The 15,098-nt window shown below is 73.0% G+C and carries 12 protein-coding genes; 8 read left to right on the forward strand and 4 right to left on the reverse strand.

Features of this window, described 5'->3' with window-relative positions:
* The first annotated feature begins 156 nt into the window (after positions 1-156).
* Positions 157-675 carry a lytic polysaccharide monooxygenase auxiliary activity family 9 protein gene (locus ACWDY5_RS19065; protein WP_252483014.1) on the forward strand — a complete coding sequence of 173 codons (519 nt, stop codon included), beginning with the start codon at positions 157-159 and terminating at the stop codon, positions 673-675.
* A gap of 54 nt (positions 676-729) precedes the next feature.
* Here the strand turns inward: ACWDY5_RS19065 and ACWDY5_RS19070 are convergent, their stop codons facing one another.
* Positions 730-1,539 (reverse strand): Kelch repeat-containing protein, encoded by an 810-nt coding sequence (locus tag ACWDY5_RS19070; RefSeq protein ID WP_449723507.1) that lies wholly within the window; start codon positions 1,537-1,539, stop codon positions 730-732.
* Between the two features lie 165 nt (positions 1,540-1,704).
* Here ACWDY5_RS19070 and ACWDY5_RS19075 point away from each other — a divergent pair, with 165 nt between their 5' ends.
* Together ACWDY5_RS19075 and ACWDY5_RS19080 are read left to right on the forward strand one after the other, a co-directional pair.
* Entirely contained in the window at positions 1,705-5,490 is a 3,786-nt protein-coding gene (locus ACWDY5_RS19075; protein ID WP_449723508.1) for a hypothetical protein, read from the forward strand.
* Positions 5,490-6,053: a hypothetical protein gene (locus ACWDY5_RS19080; protein ID WP_449723509.1), complete on the forward strand. Its 564-nt coding sequence runs from the start codon at positions 5,490-5,492 to the stop codon at positions 6,051-6,053. Before ACWDY5_RS19075 ends, ACWDY5_RS19080 begins: the two co-directional genes overlap by 1 nt.
* On the opposite strand, the gene ACWDY5_RS19085 is transcribed toward ACWDY5_RS19080, so the two are convergent.
* The gene (locus ACWDY5_RS19085) at positions 6,026-6,724 is read right to left on the reverse strand and encodes a GntR family transcriptional regulator (RefSeq protein ID WP_449723510.1); all 699 of its coding nucleotides are present in this window, start codon (positions 6,722-6,724) and stop codon (positions 6,026-6,028) included. The two genes, ACWDY5_RS19080 and ACWDY5_RS19085, sit on opposite strands and share 28 nt — an antisense overlap.
* 121 nt (positions 6,725-6,845) lie before the next feature.
* Between ACWDY5_RS19085 and ACWDY5_RS19090 the strand changes: the two genes are divergently transcribed.
* From ACWDY5_RS19090 to ACWDY5_RS19105, 4 genes are read left to right on the forward strand one after another with little or no spacing between them, the layout of a single operon-like run.
* Complete coding sequence (locus ACWDY5_RS19090) at positions 6,846-7,466, forward strand: 5-oxoprolinase subunit B family protein (protein WP_449723511.1); 621 nt, start codon at positions 6,846-6,848, stop codon at positions 7,464-7,466.
* Positions 7,463-8,359, forward strand: a complete 897-nt coding sequence (locus ACWDY5_RS19095; RefSeq protein ID WP_449723512.1) for a 5-oxoprolinase subunit C family protein — start codon at positions 7,463-7,465, stop codon at positions 8,357-8,359. The genes ACWDY5_RS19090 and ACWDY5_RS19095 overlap by 4 nt, the downstream gene beginning before the upstream one ends.
* Positions 8,356-9,681: an MFS transporter gene (locus tag ACWDY5_RS19100; RefSeq protein WP_449723513.1), complete on the forward strand. Its 1,326-nt coding sequence runs from the start codon at positions 8,356-8,358 to the stop codon at positions 9,679-9,681. The genes ACWDY5_RS19095 and ACWDY5_RS19100 overlap by 4 nt, the downstream gene beginning before the upstream one ends.
* A 43-nt stretch (positions 9,682-9,724) precedes the next feature.
* Positions 9,725-11,002: a pyroglutamyl peptidase gene (locus ACWDY5_RS19105; RefSeq protein ID WP_449723514.1), complete on the forward strand. Its 1,278-nt coding sequence runs from the start codon at positions 9,725-9,727 to the stop codon at positions 11,000-11,002.
* 211 nt (positions 11,003-11,213) lie between these two features.
* Here the strand turns inward: ACWDY5_RS19105 and ACWDY5_RS19110 are convergent, their stop codons facing one another.
* Positions 11,214-12,575 (reverse strand): aminotransferase class I/II-fold pyridoxal phosphate-dependent enzyme, encoded by a 1,362-nt coding sequence (locus ACWDY5_RS19110; RefSeq protein ID WP_449723515.1) that lies wholly within the window; start codon positions 12,573-12,575, stop codon positions 11,214-11,216.
* Positions 12,576-12,665: 90 nt separating this feature from the next.
* Here ACWDY5_RS19110 and ACWDY5_RS19115 point away from each other — a divergent pair, with 90 nt between their 5' ends.
* Positions 12,666-13,727, forward strand: coding sequence for an NAD-dependent epimerase/dehydratase family protein (locus ACWDY5_RS19115; RefSeq protein ID WP_449723516.1), 1,062 nt, complete (start codon positions 12,666-12,668; stop codon positions 13,725-13,727).
* On the opposite strand, the gene ACWDY5_RS19120 is transcribed toward ACWDY5_RS19115, so the two are convergent.
* The gene (locus tag ACWDY5_RS19120) at positions 13,714-14,994 is read right to left on the reverse strand and encodes a hypothetical protein (protein WP_449723517.1); all 1,281 of its coding nucleotides are present in this window, start codon (positions 14,992-14,994) and stop codon (positions 13,714-13,716) included. The genes ACWDY5_RS19115 and ACWDY5_RS19120 overlap by 14 nt on opposite strands.
* Between the last annotated feature and the right edge of the window lie 104 nt (positions 14,995-15,098).

Raw genomic sequence — 15,098 nt, forward strand, 5'->3', positions numbered from 1 at the left:
TTGTCGTATTCCCGGGTATCCCAACGTTTGCCAAGATGGACGTGGTCTAGACCACACTTTGGCGAACGTTGATTCCACTTCGCCGCCGCCACGGTCCTCGCGGGACCGACAACCGGAATCTGCCGTTCTGTCGCCTCCACCCTGTGAAGGAGAGACATGAGCGTGAAAAGCAAGCTCGTCGCGGCCGCCGCCGGTATTGGCATGGTGCCCGCCATGTTGGTCGCCCTGCCAGCCACGGAGGCGAGCGCGCACGGCTACATCTCCAACCCGCCGAGCCGCCAGGCCCAGTGCGCCGCCGGCACGGTGTCCTGCGGTGACATCAAGTACGAGCCGCAGAGCGTGGAGGGCCCCAAGGGGCTGCGCAACTGCCACGGCAACGTGGGCCGCTTCGCCGAGCTGAACAACGACAGCAAGGGCTGGCGGGCCACCTCGGTGGGCCGCAACGTCACCTTCAACTGGCGGCTGACCGCCCGGCACCGCACTTCCACCTGGGAGTACTACGTCGGCGGCACCAAGGTCGCCACGTTCAACGACAACGGCGCCACCCCGGGGGCCACGGTCTCGCACAACGTGAACCTGGGCAACCACTCGGGCCGTCAGAAGGTGCTGGCCATCTGGAACATCTACGACACGGCGATGGCCTTCTACAACTGTGTCGACCTGCAGGTGAGCTGACCCGGTGACGCGGGCGCGGCGACGGAGACGGGACCGCCGCCGCGCCCGCACCGGTCAGCTCCGGAAACGGAACAGCCTGGTCGCGGCGGTCAGCGGATAGGACCCGGACGCCGGGACCGCCTCGCCTGCCGCCGTGGTCACCCCGCCGGTGACCAGCACCCGGCCGTCGGCCAGTTCGGCCAGCCCGAAGTGCGCGCGGTCCACCCGCAGCCTCGCCTTGCGCCCGGTCCCGGCCACCAGCACGGTGCCGTCGGCCATGGCCAGCGCGCGGTCGCCGGTGCGGCCGACCTCCCTGGCCTCGGCCAGGATGCGCGGACCGGCCTCGGCGTCGTAGTGCTCGGTCCTGGTCCACAACCCGCGGTCCGGGTCGTACAACTCAGCCGTCTGCAACGCGGTGTAGCCGCCCGCGCGGGTGGTGCTGCCGCCGGCCAGCAGCACCCTGCCGTCGGGCAGCAGGGTGGCGTGGTGGAAGAACCGCGGCTCGGCCATGGTTCCGGCCGGTGTCCACTCCCCGGTGGCCGGGTCGTAGAGCTCCGCGGTGGCCAGGCCCAGCGCGGGGAACTCCCTCGGCCCGGTGAGCCCGCCCGCGACCAGGATCCGGCCGTCGGCCAGCACGGTGGCGGAGTTGCGGCGGCGCGCGGTGGCCAGCGGCGCCAGCTCGGTCCAGCCGCCGTCTGCCTCGTCGAACCGGTAGACCTCGGCGCGGGCGCCGCGGCGGGCGTCCTCGCCGCCGATGGCCACGATCCCGCCGCCGGGCAGCCGGAGCAGCCCGTCGGAATGGCCCCACCAGGCTCGGGGGGACGGCAGGGGGCCGGCGCTGGTCCACTCCCCCGCGGCGCAGTCGAGAACAGCGACGCTTCCCATGCGATGACGGTGCCAGGCGGGTGCCACTCGAACGGCGGATCCGGCCAAGGTCCTCCCTTTCGGGCAGCGGGCATTCGACCAACCTCGCTCGGGTGTCGGGGACGCTGACTACTGTGGTAGGCCACGCGGTCACTTTCCGCGCAGGACTTCCTGGGGGTGTCACTGGTGGCGTTGGAGCCTGACCTCGGCCTGGTGGGTCGGGACAGCACGGCCGCGTTGCTGGCCTCGCTGATCGACCGCAAGGCCCGGCGGCCGCTCCCGCTGGTGGTCGCCTACGGGCCCGGCGGCAGTGGCAAGACCACGTTGCTGGACCACCTGGAGCGCCGCTGCCGGCCGGACGTGCCGCTGGCGCGGGTGGACCTGGACGAGACCGGCTCCAAGTCCTGCCGGGACGTCCTCGACGCGGTGTTCGGGCAGCTCCGCCGCTACCAGAACGTCCACTTCGGACGGATGCGACTGCCCCGCTACGAGCTGCTGCGGCTGGCCCAGAGCACCGCGGCCGAGCCGGAGGAGGACGGCGACCCGCACCGCAGGGCCCGCCAGCTGCTCGCGCACCGGCTCACCGGCCTGCCCAGGATCGCCGACGTGGTCGGCTCGATCGCCGAGTCCGCGCCCGCCCCGCACTGGCTGACCCGGCTGGCCAGGCCGCTGCTGGGCTGGCTGACCACGCTGGCCGTGGTGGCCCCGCCGCGGATCCGCTGGCTGCTCGCGCCGCGCCGCTTCGCCGCCACCTGGCGCTGGTACGAGAAGGTCGCCGGGGAGGGCGTGCTCGGGCTGGCCAAGGGCTGCAAGGTGGACGAGGTCATCGCCCAGGTCTGGCACCTGCTGCGCAGCGAGGAACGCCGGGACCGCCTGGTGGTGGACCGGCTGCTGGTGGCCGCCTTCCTGGCCGACCTGGACGGCGCCTACAAGGGCCACCGCAGGCGGCGGCGCCGGGTGAACTGCGTGCTGCTGCTCGACGGCGCGGACCTGTTGTCCCCCTTCGAGGTCAACCTGTTCCCGCCCGGCCGCACCACGCCGGAGCCGCCGGCCAGCGACCTGCTGGAGCTGCTCGCCGAGGCCAAGCTGCGCAACCCGGAGGTGCCGCTGCTGGTGGTGGCCACCAAGCAGGCCACCCCGGACCAGCAGGACATCCCGCCGCCGGACAGCGAAGACCTGGATCCGGCCGATGCCGCGCACGCCCGCTACCACGGCTGGCGGCAGCGCTTCGAGCAGGCGCGGGCCAACCACGGCCCGGCCGCCGCCGCGGTGCTGCCGGTGCGGCTGCGGCCGTTCACCCTGGCCCAGACCCGGCAGTTCCTGCACGAGTGGAACCGCAGCCGGGACTCCACGGTCCGCTCCGCCGCGCTGGTGGCCGAGCTGCACGAGGTGACCAAGGGCCATCCGCTGGCGGTCCGGCTGGCCACCCAGGTGGTGGACCGGCTCTACCGGCGGGACCGGGTGATCCCCTCGGTGCGCGCGGTCTTCGCCCAGCGGGTGCCGCGCGAGGAGGCCGCCGCCGAACCGGATGAGAAGGTCGGCGACTACCTGCTGGTCCGCTTCCTGCAACGCTTCCGGGGCTCCGACCTGCCCGAGCGGGCGCAGACCCGCAGGCTGCTGACCCGGCTGGCCGCGCCGCGCAGGCTCGACCTGGCCACCATCCAGCGGCTGGTGCCGGACCGGGACGCCGAGGAGATCTGGGGCAGGCTGTCCACCTACAGCTTCGCCGACCGCAGCGCCGACGGCCGGTGGATCGTGCTGCACCCGCTGCTGCGCGACCTGCTCGGCGCGCAGCTGCTCGCGCACGGCGCGGGCGCGGAGTACCCGTACGAGCACGTGCACCGCGAGCTGCGCAACCACTACACGATGCTGGGCCGCCAGGGCGACCGGCTCTACCACGCGCTGGCCCTCGGCGACACGCATGTGGTGGCCAGCCACCTGTCCTCCCGGCTGACCAGGGGCGACAGCCGGTGGGTGGCCGACCTGGAGGTGATCGCGGAGGCGCCGGGCTGGCGGCACAGCCGTCAGCTGCGCAGCCGGTTGAACTGGCCTCGGGTGCGCCGGGTGGAGGAGCTGCTGATCGCGGTGTGGAAGCTGCGCTCCAACACCTCCACGGTGCGGCGCAGCGCGGAGCTCTTCGACGACGTGCTGCGCGCCTACCGCAACCTGGACGCCGCAGGCCAGCCCGCGGTGGCCGACCAGATGTCGTTCTACCGCAACCAGGTCCGGCTGGCCGAGGACAACTCCATCGCCGAACCCGGTCCGGCGCTGCCCCCCTACAGCACCGGCGAGGACCGCCACCCGTATCCGACGGTGTGGCCGCCGCCGCACACGCTGCGGCGCAGCGCGGTGGCCGCGGTGGCGGTGCTGCTGCTCGGCTACGGCGGGATCTACCTGCGGCACCAGCTGGTGCACTGCGACCGGGACGGGGTCTTCGCGCCGGGCCGGGTGCTGGACTCGGTGTTCGACCCGAGCCTGATGCTGACCAAGTCCGCGCAGGGCGAGTGCTACGGGGTCACCGACGGCATCGGCAACTTCATGCACAACGCCAACGAGACCCTGCCCGACGACATCGAGGTGGCCGAGCTGAGCCGCCTGGTCGCCGAGCAGAACGCGCAGGTGCGCCGGGAGGCCGACCGGCCCAGCACCGACGACCGGCGGCGGCCCTACCTGACCATCGTGGTGGCCTCGATGCTGAGCTCTGCCAACGAGGTCCCGCGCCGGGACCTGTCGGCGGGGGTCAACGAGCTGCGCGGGGCCTATCTGGCCCAGCGGGCCTGGAACCGGTTCAACACCCCCACCATCAAACCGCCGTTCCTGCTGCGGCTGGTGCTGGCCAACTTCGGCGGCAACTCCGAGTTCGCCCAGCACACCGCGGAGAAGATCCAGTCCCTGGTGGACAGCGACCCGACCGTGATCGGGGTCAGCGGCATGGGCCAGACCCGGGACTCCACCATCCGGGCCGCGGAGATCCTCGGCTCGGCCATCGGCCACTGGCAGGGCATCCCGATGGTGGCCTCCGCGCCGACCGGGAACGCCTTCACCGGCAAGGACTTCTTCTTCCGGATCGCGCCGCCGAACAAGCGGCAGGCCGAGGCCGCGATCACCTTCGCCACCACCGAGCCCCGGCTGCGCACCCGCCAGCCGTTCCTGCTGCACGACCCGAACGACCGCTACAGCGCCGACCTCAAGGACGACTACCTGCAAGAGCTGCTGCGCCGCCGCAGCGGACTGGGCGAGCCGGTTGAGCAGCCGTATGAGGCGGGCAAGAGCAACACCGGCAACGTGCTGGCCACCAGGGTCAAGGAGATGTGCGAGCTGGCCGCCCAGCGCCGCCGCACCCCGCTGCTGATCTACTCCGGCCGCGCCAACGAGCTGCCCACCCTGATGGAGAAGCTGGACGAGTCCGACTGCGACCGGGACACCGTGGTGCTGGGCGCGGACGACCTGTCCCAGCTGGAGACCGCGGGCTACGCCGACCTGGCCGGCAACGAGCAGCAGCGCCCCCGCCGAGTGTCCTTTGTGGACGGACGGCTGTACTTCACCACGCTGGGCCCCACCGAGGACGGCTGGCGGCGGATCACCGGCGGCAACCCGCCGAGTGAGGCCGAGCAGTTCTTCACCCAGCACGCCGACGCGCAGAAGGAGCAGGGCGAGGCCGCGCAGGCCTTCCGCTCCGGCCCCAACGGCCACGTGATGCTGGCCTTCGACGCGGTGAACCTGTTGCTCACCGCGATCGAACGCGCCCGCACCGAACACACCCTGCCCGACCGCGCCAAGCTGTACGCGGCCTTGCGCGCCACCACGGGGTCGAACCTGTTCCGCGGGGTCACCGGGCCGGTGGACTTCGGGCAGGCCGATCCGGAGCTGCTGCGCAGGGGCGCGGATCCGCGGAGCAAGCAGGTGGTGGTGCAGCAGGTGATCGCCGACGGCAACCGGTTGCGCTCGGCGTTCGTGCGGGCGCTGACCTGATGCTGTACCTGATCGGCGGGCCGCCCAGGGTGGGCAAGTCGACGCTGGCCCGGATGCTGCTGGAGCGCGACGGTTTCCCCGGCTGTCCGACCGACGCGCTGGTCTCGATGTTGCAGCACGCCGCGCCGCAGCACGGGGTCCGGCACGGCACCCACCCGGACAAGGCCGAGGCCGCGCAGCCGTTCCTGATCGAGTTCCTGCGCGCGCTGGCCGACGGCCTCGACGAGTCCGACCCCCTGGACGGCTACGTCGTGGAGGGCGACATCGTGACCCCGGCCGCGGCCACCGCCGCCGCCGCGCTCGGGTTGCCGGTGGCGGCGGTCTTCCTCGGCAACAGCGCGCTCACCGAGGCCGGCCTGCGGGCCGCACCGGACTGGCTGGACGGGGCTGATGACGCCGCCTACCACCGGATCGCGACCTGGGTGGTGGACCGCAGCCACGCCCTGCGCGCGGCCTGCGCGGCCGAGGGCCACCACTACGTCGAGCTCGGGGCGGGCTTCGAGCAGGGCCTGGAACGGGCCTACTCGGTGCTCGCTCAGTTGCCGGGGACCAGCGGGGCGTAGGCGCGCACCAGGGTCTGCTCCGCTTCGTCCAAATAGGACACCAGCAGGGCTTCGGCGCGGTCGGCCTCGCCCTTTTCCAGCAGCTCCAGGATGTCCCGGTTGCCCGCCATGAACGGGACGTGGAAGGCCTTGGGGTCGTTCATCACCAGGAAGACCAGGCGGAGCTCGGCCAGCAGCTGGCGCATCAGCTCGTCCAGGCGGCCGCTGTCGGCCAGGGCCACGATCGCCTGGTGGAAGCGCATGTTCGCGGTGCCCACATCGCGCCAGCGGCGGTCGGTGGCGGCGCGGTCGGCCTCGGCGACGGCCTCGCGCAGCGAGGTCAGGCCCCCCTCCGGGGCGTTGGGCAGGTTGCGCACGCCCGCGGACTCCACCACCCGGCGGACCCGGTAGAGGTCCACCACGTCGGCCACCGACAGGGTGCGCACGAAGACGCCGCGGTTGAGCTGGTGGGAGAGCAGGCGTTCGTGGGAGAGCAGGCGGAAGGCCTCGCGCAGGGTGTTGCGGGAGACGCCGAGCGCCTGGCCGATGGCCTCCTCGGACAGCCGCTCACCGGGATGGAAGAACCCGGCGATGATCCGGTCCCGCAGGATGCCCGCGACCCGCTCGGCCGTGGAGCTGCGACCCAGCAGCTCGCGGTCGGCCGTCAGGTCCGCCAGGGGCGCGTCGCTCACCGTGACCTCCTCGTTGTGCTCAAGAAAATCATGGCACAAGCCCCTTGTTCTTTTGTTGAACAATCCTTATGTTGACTCGTACCACATCGTAGCGTGACCTGAGCCACACCGGGGGTGCACCGTGGAACTCGACGTCCGGCGTTTTGGCAGTTCAGCGGCCCTGGTGGAGCTGGCCGACGGCGCGGCGGCGCACGCCCTGCACGCGCTGCTCAGCCAGCGACCCCCGGCCGGGGTGCTGGAACTGGTGCCCGCCGCGCGCACCGTGCTGGTCCGCTTCGACCCCGCGGCCACCTCCTTCGCCGCCCTGCGCGAACACCTGGACCAGCACGCCCCGCCGCCCGGGATGCGCGCCCCGGCCCGCACGGTCGAGGTCCCGGTGCGCTACGACGGCGCGGACCTGGCCGAGGTCGCCGCGCTCACCGGCCTCTCCGGCGCGGAGGTGGTGCGCCGCCACCTGGCCGGGGACTACACGGTCAGCTTCTGCGGGTTCGCCCCCGGCTTCGCCTACGTCACCGGCCTCGACCCGGCGCTGCGGGTGCCGCGCCGGGACACCGCGCGCACCAGCGTGCCGGCGGGCGCGGTGGCCATCGCGGATGAGTTCGTCGGCATCTACCCGCGGTCCAGTCCCGGTGGCTGGCGGCTGCTGGGCCGCACCGACCTGGTGCTCTGGGACACCGCCCGCGACCGGCCCGGCCTGCTCACCGCGGGCACCAGGGTGCGCTTCCAGGAGGTGGCGTCATGATCGAGGTCCTCGACCCCGGCCTGCTCACCCTGGTCCAGGACCTGGGGCGGCCAGGACTGGCCGCGATGGGCGTCGGCCGCTCCGGCGCGGCGGACGCGCCCGCGCTGAAACTGGCCAACCGCCTGGTCGGCAACGCCGAGACCGCCGCGGGGCTGGAACTGACGCTGGGCGGCCTGCACCTGCGGTTCCACCGCGGCGCGTGGGTGGCGCTGACCGGGGCCCCGGCCGAGATCCAGCTCGGCGCGCCGCGCTCCACCGCGGATCATCGTCCCCGCCCGCGCACCGCCGCCGCGCACGCCCCCTGCTACGTCGCCGCGGGCACCACGGTCCGCATCGGCCGTCCTGCCCGCGGCCTGCGCAGCTACCTCGCCATCCGCGGCGGCCTCGACCTGCCGCCGGTGCTCGGCTCCCGGGCCAGCGACCTGCTCTCCGGCATCGGCCCCGAGCCACTCGTCCGAGGGATGAGGATCCCGATCGGCCGGGAGATCGCCGGTGACCCGATCGTGGATATCGCGCCGGTGGCGGAACTTTCCGCTGAACCCGTGCTGCGGGTGCTGCTCGGGCCCCGGCAGGACTGGTTCACCGCGAACGCCGCCTCCGCCCTGTGCTCCGGCCCGTACCAGGTCACCCCGGCCAGCAACCGGATCGGGGTGCGGCTGGCCGGGCCGCGGCTGACCAGGGCCCGCCAGGGTGAGCTGCCGCCGGAGGGCGTGGTCGGCGGCGCGCTCCAGGTTCCCCCGAACGGGCAGCCGGTGCTCTTCCTCGCCGACCATCCGGTCACCGGCGGCTATCCGGTGATCGCGGTGGTGGTGGACGAGGATCTGCCCAAGGCGGCCCAGGCCAGACCCGGTCAACGACTCCGTTTCCAGTGCGTCGAAAGGACACGCCGATGAGCAGCTCAGCGCCCACGCCGACCGCCCGGTCCGGCCGCAAGGTCATCGCGGCCAGCCTGATCGGCACCTCGCTGGAGTGGTACGACTTCTTCCTCTACGGCACCGCCGCCGCGCTGGTGTTCCCGAAGCTGTTCTTCCCCAGCTCGGACCCGCTGACCGGCACCCTGCTCGCCTTCGCCACCTACGCGGTGGGCTTCATCGCCCGGCCGGTCGGCGGGGCCATCTTCGGGCACTTCGGTGACCGGGTGGGCCGCAAGAACGTCCTGGTGATCACGCTACTGCTGATGGGCGTGGCCACCTTCGCCATCGGCCTGCTGCCCACGCACGCCCAGATCGGCGCGGCCGCCCCGGTGGTGCTGGTGTTCCTGCGGTTCGTGCAGGGCCTTGGCCTGGGCGGCGAGTGGGGCGGCGCGGTGCTGATGACCCTGGAGCACGGCGCGCCGGACAAACGCGGGCTCAACGCGAGCTGGCCGCAGGTCGGCGTGCCCGCCGGGAACCTGCTGGCCGCCGCGGTGATGGGGGTGATGTCGGCGACGCTGACCGAGGCCCAGTTCCTGGACTGGGGCTGGCGGGTGCCGTTCCTGCTCTCCGGGCTGCTGGTGCTGGTCGGCTTCTGGATCCGCCGCAGCATCTCCGAGAGCCCGCTGTTCACCCAGGTCGAGAAGACCGAGGCCAAGGCCAAGCTGCCGCTGTTCGACGTCTTCCGCGAGCACCCGCGCGAGCTGCTCACCGCGATCGGCGCACGCATCGGCACCGACGTGGCCTTCTACACCTTCACCCTGTTCATCCTCACCTACCTCAAGGACACGGTGGGGGTGAACCGGCAGGTCGGGCTGAACGCGGTGCTGATCGCCTCGGCCTGCCAGCTGGCGCTCATCCCGCTGTTCGGCGCGCTGTCGGACCGCTACGGCCGCCGCCCGGTCTACCTGGCGGGCGCGGTGGGCGCGGGGGTGTGGGTGTTCGCCTTCTTCCCGTTGCTGTCCACCGGCTCCACCGCGTTGATCATCCTGGCCACCATCGTCGCGCTGGTCACGCACGCGGCCATGTTCGGCCCGCAGGCGGCGTTCATCTCCGAGCTGTTCAGCACCAAGCTGCGCTACACCGGAGCCAGCCTCGGCTACCAGCTGGCCGGGGTGCTCGGCGGGGCGGTGGCGCCGCTGATCTCGGTGGCGCTGCTGCAGTCCTTCGGCAGCTGGGTGGCCATCGGCGTGTACGTGGCCGTCGCGCTGGCGCTGACGGTGGTCGCGCTGGTCATCGCCCCGGAGACGAGCAAGGCGGACCTGGCCGCCGAACCGCCTCTGGACAAGCCCGCACTCACCTGATCGGGTGAGTCGAGGATTCTGCGGAACTCTTTCAGGAGGGCAGTTGAACAGCTTGATCCGCCGCACCGTGACCGGTGCGCTGGCCGTGGGCGCACTGCTGGCCGCAGCCCCGCTCGCGGTGGCCGCCGAGGCCGCCACCCCGGCGAACTGCTTCGACCGCGCGGCGCCGATCCCGGTGGAGGAACAGCGCCTGACCCAGGCGGTGCCGCAGGAGATCCTGGCCCGCAGCGGCTTCGACCGCCGCGGCCCGGCCTTCGAGAAGTCGTTGTGCCGCACCAGGTCCGTCCGCGCGGCCAAGGTGCTGGCGCAGGTGCATGGCCGACAGCTGTGGCAGGCCGCGGTGGACCGGGTGCAGGGCAGGGGCCCGGCAGGCGGCGACCTCTCCCGCGGTGACGACCGGCCGCTGTACTGGGCCCGGTTGCAGCTGACCAGGGCGCTGCACCAGTGGCAGCCCGGCTTCACCGTCTCCGCCGCCGACCGCAAGGCGCTGGTGGACGTGGTGGAGACCGGTTCCCGCGGCCAGGACTCGATCGACCTGCCCGCCGGGGAACGGGTCAAGCGGGTGGTGCTGACCGGGTTCGACCCGTTCCAGCTCGACGGCGACATCCGCCGCACCAACCCCAGCGGCGCGACCGCGCTGGCCCTGGACGGCACCTACATCACCACCCCGGCCGGGCGGGCCAGGGTGGAGACCGCGATGTTCCCGGTGCTGTGGACCCCGTTCGAGGCCGGCATGGTCGAGCGGACCCTGTTGCCGCACTTCAAGGCCGGCCGCAAGCAGGTGGACCTGTTCACCACGGTGAGCCAGGGCAGGGCGGGGCAGTTCGACATCGAGCGCTACAACGGCCGCTGGCACACCGGCCTGGACAACAACCGGGAGAACCGGGCCTCGGGCATCCCGATCCCGGCGGGCGTGCCGACGGTGACGCCGCAGCCGGAGTTCGTGCCGACCACGTTGCCGTACAAGGAGATCACCGCGGCGAACACCGGGCAGTTCCCGGTCTACGACCGCACCGCGGTGACCGAGATCCCGGCCGGGCAGACCGAGCCGGTGACCCGGCCGGACGGCCCGACGCCGGGTTCGGTGGCCCGTGCCGGTGGCGGTGGTTCCTACCTGTCCAACGAGATCGCCTACCGGGCCACGCTGCTGCGAGACGCGGTGCAGGCGCAGGTGCCGGGCGGGCACGTGCACACACCGATCCTGTTCTTCGATCCCAGCAACAAGGACAAGGTGTCCGACCCGGTGCTGGAGAAGAACCGGACGGACATCGTGACGCAGACGCGCGAGATCCTGAAGGTCGCGGCCGGCACGCTGGACTGAGCCGGGACGGCGGCGCTACCGGCCCGCCGCGCGGCTCCTGGGCGGGCACTGGACATCCCGGTGCCCGCCCTTTCACGCCCGGCCCAGCAACCGGGTTTTTTCCAGCAGCCCCAACATGTCCCGCGCCTCCGCCTTGCTCAGCTCCGGCGCCTCGCAGAGCGGCGGCGGTTCCGCGCCCGATCGGGCTTGCTGCCGCGCCCGGTGGAGGCGCTCAGACCCGGCTGTACGGCGGGTACGGGCGGGCCGCCTCGGCCAGCGCGTCGGCGACCGCGGTGGCCTCCTCCACCGGCAGCGTCGCGGTGGTCACCCGCAGGTGGTCGCCGCCGGTGGGCTCGACCAGGAACGGCGAGCCGGGGGCCGCGCCGATGCCCTGCGCGGCCAGGGTGACCAGCGCCTCCCGCTCGCGGGCCACGTTGATCCACAGGTTGATCCCGTCCCAGCCGGTGGACTGGATGCCGCGGCCGGCCAGCGCGTCCTTGAGCGCGGCGCGGCGGCGGGCGTACACGGTGCGCGCGGTGGCCACCGCGGCCACGCAGCCGGGGTCGGTGAGCAGGCCGACCAGCACCTCCTGCAGCAACCGGCTGGACCAGGCCGCGCCCAGGTGCCGTCGCCCGATCAGCGGTTCCACGATCGCGGCCGGGCCACCGAGGGCGGCCAGCCGCAGGTCGGGGCCGTGCGACTTGGAGAAGCTCTGCACCCTGACCACCCGGTCGGGCAGCTCGCCGGCGAAGCTGACCGGCTCGGCCAGTGCCACGTCGCCGGAGTGGTCGGCCTCGATGACCAGCACGTCCGGGTGCGCGCGCAGCTTCTCCACCAGCTGGGCGGCGCGGCGCGGGGTGAGGCTGACCCCGGTCGGGTTCTGCGCGCGCGGCTGCATCAGCAGCACCGCGGGGTCCCGGCGCAGCTGGGCGGCCAGCGCGTCCGGCAGGATGCCCTCCTCGTCCACCGGCACCGGCAGCGCGCTGGCGCCCACGGTGTCCAGCAGGTCCAGGAACGGCGGGAAGGTCGGGTTCTCCACGATCACCCGGTCGCCGAGGCGGAGCAGCTGGCCGACCAGCCGGTCGATGCCGTCCAGCGAGCCGTTGACAATGGTCAGCGTCTCCGGGTCGCACACCGGCGCCCAGGCCTTGCGGACCAGCTTCTCCAGCTCGGGCAGCACCGGCGCGTCCAGGTAGCCCGACAGCGGCGGCTGGCCGTCGATGCGGGCCAGCGCGGGCCCGATCGGCGGCAGCAGCGCCTGGTCGGGCACGCCTGCGGAGAGGTCGCGGGCGAAGCGTCCGGTGTCCCCGGCCAACCGCCAGAACCGGGTGGGCTCGGCGTTGTGCGTGCGGGCGGTGACGAAGGAGCCGTTGCGGCCCTTGGTCTCGATCGCGCCGACCCTGGCCAGCGAGCGCCAGGCCTCGTTGACCGTGGTGGGGCTGACCCCGAGGGCCTGGGCGAGCGCGCGCACCGTGGGCAGCCTGGTGCCCACCGCCAGCTCACCCGAACCGATCAGCCGGTTGATCGCCGCGGCGATACCCGTGGCCGACCCATCCTCCACCACCGACAGAATCCGGCTCAGATCAGCGTGCATGACTCAGCATTGTGCGCAAGTTCTGACGGTTTGGTGACGTCCGACGCCGATGGCGCACACCGGTACGTCGTTCGGCCTAGCGTTTGGGGCATGCGAGTGTTGATCACCGGGGCGGCCGGGTTCATCGGTTCCCACATCCTCGACGCACTGTCCGGATCGGACACCGTGCTGCTGGACGCCCTGCTGCCGCAGGCGCACGGCGCGGACGGGCCGCCGCCGTGGACCCCGTCCGGCCTGGTGGTCGGCGATGTCACCGACGCCGGGCTGCTGGCGGAGCTGCTGCCGGGGATCGACGTGGTCTGCCACCAGGCGGCCATGGTCGGGCACGGGGTCGACCCCGGCGACGCGCCCGCCTACGCGCTGCACAACGACTACGGCACCGCGGTGCTGCTGGCCGCGATGCACCGGGCCGGGGTGCGCAGGCTGGTGCTGGCCTCCTCGATGGTGGTCTACGGCGAGGGCCGCTACCGCTGCGCGGAGCACGGCGTGGTGCGGCCGGGACCCCGGCGGCTGGCGGAGCTGGCCGAGGGCCGCTACGAGCCGCCCTGCCCGGTGTGCGGGGCCGAGCTGGCCGACGAGCTGGTGCCGGAGGACGCGCCGGTCGACCCGCGCAGCACCTACGCGGCCAGCAAGCTCGCCCAGGAGCACCTGGCCGCGGCCTGGGCGCGGCAGACCGGCGGCACGGTGTGGGCGCTGCGCTACCACAACGTGTACGGGCCGCGGATGCCGCAGCACACGCCGTATGCCGGGGTGGCCTCGATGTTCCGCTCCGCGCTGGAACGCGGCCAGGCGCCGGTGGTGCTGGAGGACGGCGGGCAGCGGCGGGACTTCGTGCACGTGCGGGATGTGGCGCTGGCCAACCGGCTGGCCATCGAGACCCCGCTGCCCAAGGGCGAGCTGTCCGCGGTGAACGTGTGCTCCGGCGAGCCGCACACCGTCGGCGAGCTGGCGCGGGCGCTGGCCGAGGCGTGTGGCGGTCCGGCGCCGCGGATCGTCGGCGGGGCCCGGCCGGGCGATGTGCGGCACGTGGTGGCCGATCCGGCCAAGGCGGCGGCGGTGCTGGGCTACCGGGCGCGGGTGCCGTTCCGGGACGGGGTGGCCGAGTTCGCCACCGCGCCGCTGCGGCGACCAGCGGCGCTCACCAGTTCGTGAGCACCAGGTGGTTGACCGCCAGCGCGGTGACCGCCTGGGCCAGCAGCCACCAGCGCCGGGACGGCCTGGGCAGCAACGCCGTCCCGGCGCTGAGCCACACCCCGAACGGCAGCCAGATCCGCTCCACCTCGGCCTTGCTCAGCCCGGAGACATCCGCGGCCAGCACCGCGAGCAGGGCCGCGCCGACCAGCACGGTGATGGCCCGTGGCCGTTCGGCGAAGGTGCGGCGAACTCCGGCGGCCAGCGCCGGGCCGGTCGCCAGGGCCAGCGCGGCGAGGTTGGCCCACACCCAGTAGGCGTAGGGGCGGGCGGTGGCGATGCCCTGGTAGTAGCGCTCGACGACCAGGTGGTAGCCGTCCAGCCACCAGAACCCGGCCAGCGCGAACGCACCCACCACGGCGAGCACGCCACCAGCTGCGGGCAGCAACCTGCCCCGCCCGATGATCAGCACCGCCAAAGCCAACGGCCCCAACAGGACCAGGCCGTAGCTGAGGAACAGTCCGAAGCCCAGCAGCAGTCCGCCGAGCAGCGAGCGCCACACCCCGCCCAGTGCCAGCAAGGCGATGCCCACGGCGGTGACCCCGGCGAACAGGCCGTCCGCGGAGACCCCGAACCACACAAAACCGGGCAGCAACACCACAAAAGGCAGCATCCGGCGGGCTACGTCCTGATCGGACAGTGCGCACACGGCGACCGGCACCGCGGCCGCGACCAGGCAGCCGAGCAAGATGGTCACCACCCCGGCCCAGCCACCGCCACCCAGGCCGATGCGGTCCAGCAGCACGTACACCAGCAGCGCGCCCGGCGGGTGCCCGGAGACGTGCGTGGTCCAGGAGTCCGGCTGGAAGTCCAGGATCCGCCCGGCGAACCCGGCGATCATCGCGCCGATATCGGTGATCCCCGCCACTTCGTGCAGGTACTCGTCCGTGGTGGTGAGCCGGCCGGCCAGCCCGCGCCGCCAACCGTCCACAGTGGCCAGTGACACGGTCCAGAGCACCGCGGTGACATAACCGGCGGCCAGCAAGCCCCGCCACGGCAACCGATCCGCCAGCCGCGGTCCCCAGCACACCACCGCGGCACCGATCAGCACCGAGGGCACGGTGCCGGGTCCGAGGTGTGGCAGCCAGTCGCCGAACAGCGGCGCGGCCCCGGCGAAGAGCGGAACCTCGTTGGCGCGCAGGATGATCCCGGCGATCACCGCGACCAGCACGAGCAGCACGAGCGCCGCCGCGGCCCACAGGTCGCGGCGGTCTTTGACAGACGGCACCCGGCCACCGTAGGCCCGGAACCGGCCCGTCACCCGGTGGATCCGGGGTCTGAAACAACTCGGTAAGAACTCCTCCGCCCGTCATAGTTTGGTAAGCAGCACAA

It is taken from the genome of Crossiella sp. NPDC003009, from assembly GCF_053591555.1.

What these genes read in the sequence shown, in the direction of transcription:
- ACWDY5_RS19115 (WP_449723516.1), top strand. Translation starts at nt 12,666, where the DNA reads ATGCGAGTGTTGATCACCGGGGCGGCCGGGTTCATCGGTTCCCACATC.
- ACWDY5_RS19065 (WP_252483014.1), top strand. Translation starts at nt 157, where the DNA reads ATGAGCGTGAAAAGCAAGCTCGTCGCGGCCGCCGCCGGTATTGGCATG.
- ACWDY5_RS19080 (WP_449723509.1), top strand. Translation starts at nt 5,490, where the DNA reads ATGCTGTACCTGATCGGCGGGCCGCCCAGGGTGGGCAAGTCGACGCTG.
- ACWDY5_RS19110 (WP_449723515.1), bottom strand. Translation starts at nt 12,575, where the DNA reads ATGCACGCTGATCTGAGCCGGATTCTGTCGGTGGTGGAGGATGGGTCG.
- ACWDY5_RS19095 (WP_449723512.1), top strand. Translation starts at nt 7,463, where the DNA reads ATGATCGAGGTCCTCGACCCCGGCCTGCTCACCCTGGTCCAGGACCTG.
- ACWDY5_RS19100 (WP_449723513.1), top strand. Translation starts at nt 8,356, where the DNA reads ATGAGCAGCTCAGCGCCCACGCCGACCGCCCGGTCCGGCCGCAAGGTC.
- ACWDY5_RS19070 (WP_449723507.1), bottom strand. Translation starts at nt 1,539, where the DNA reads ATGGGAAGCGTCGCTGTTCTCGACTGCGCCGCGGGGGAGTGGACCAGC.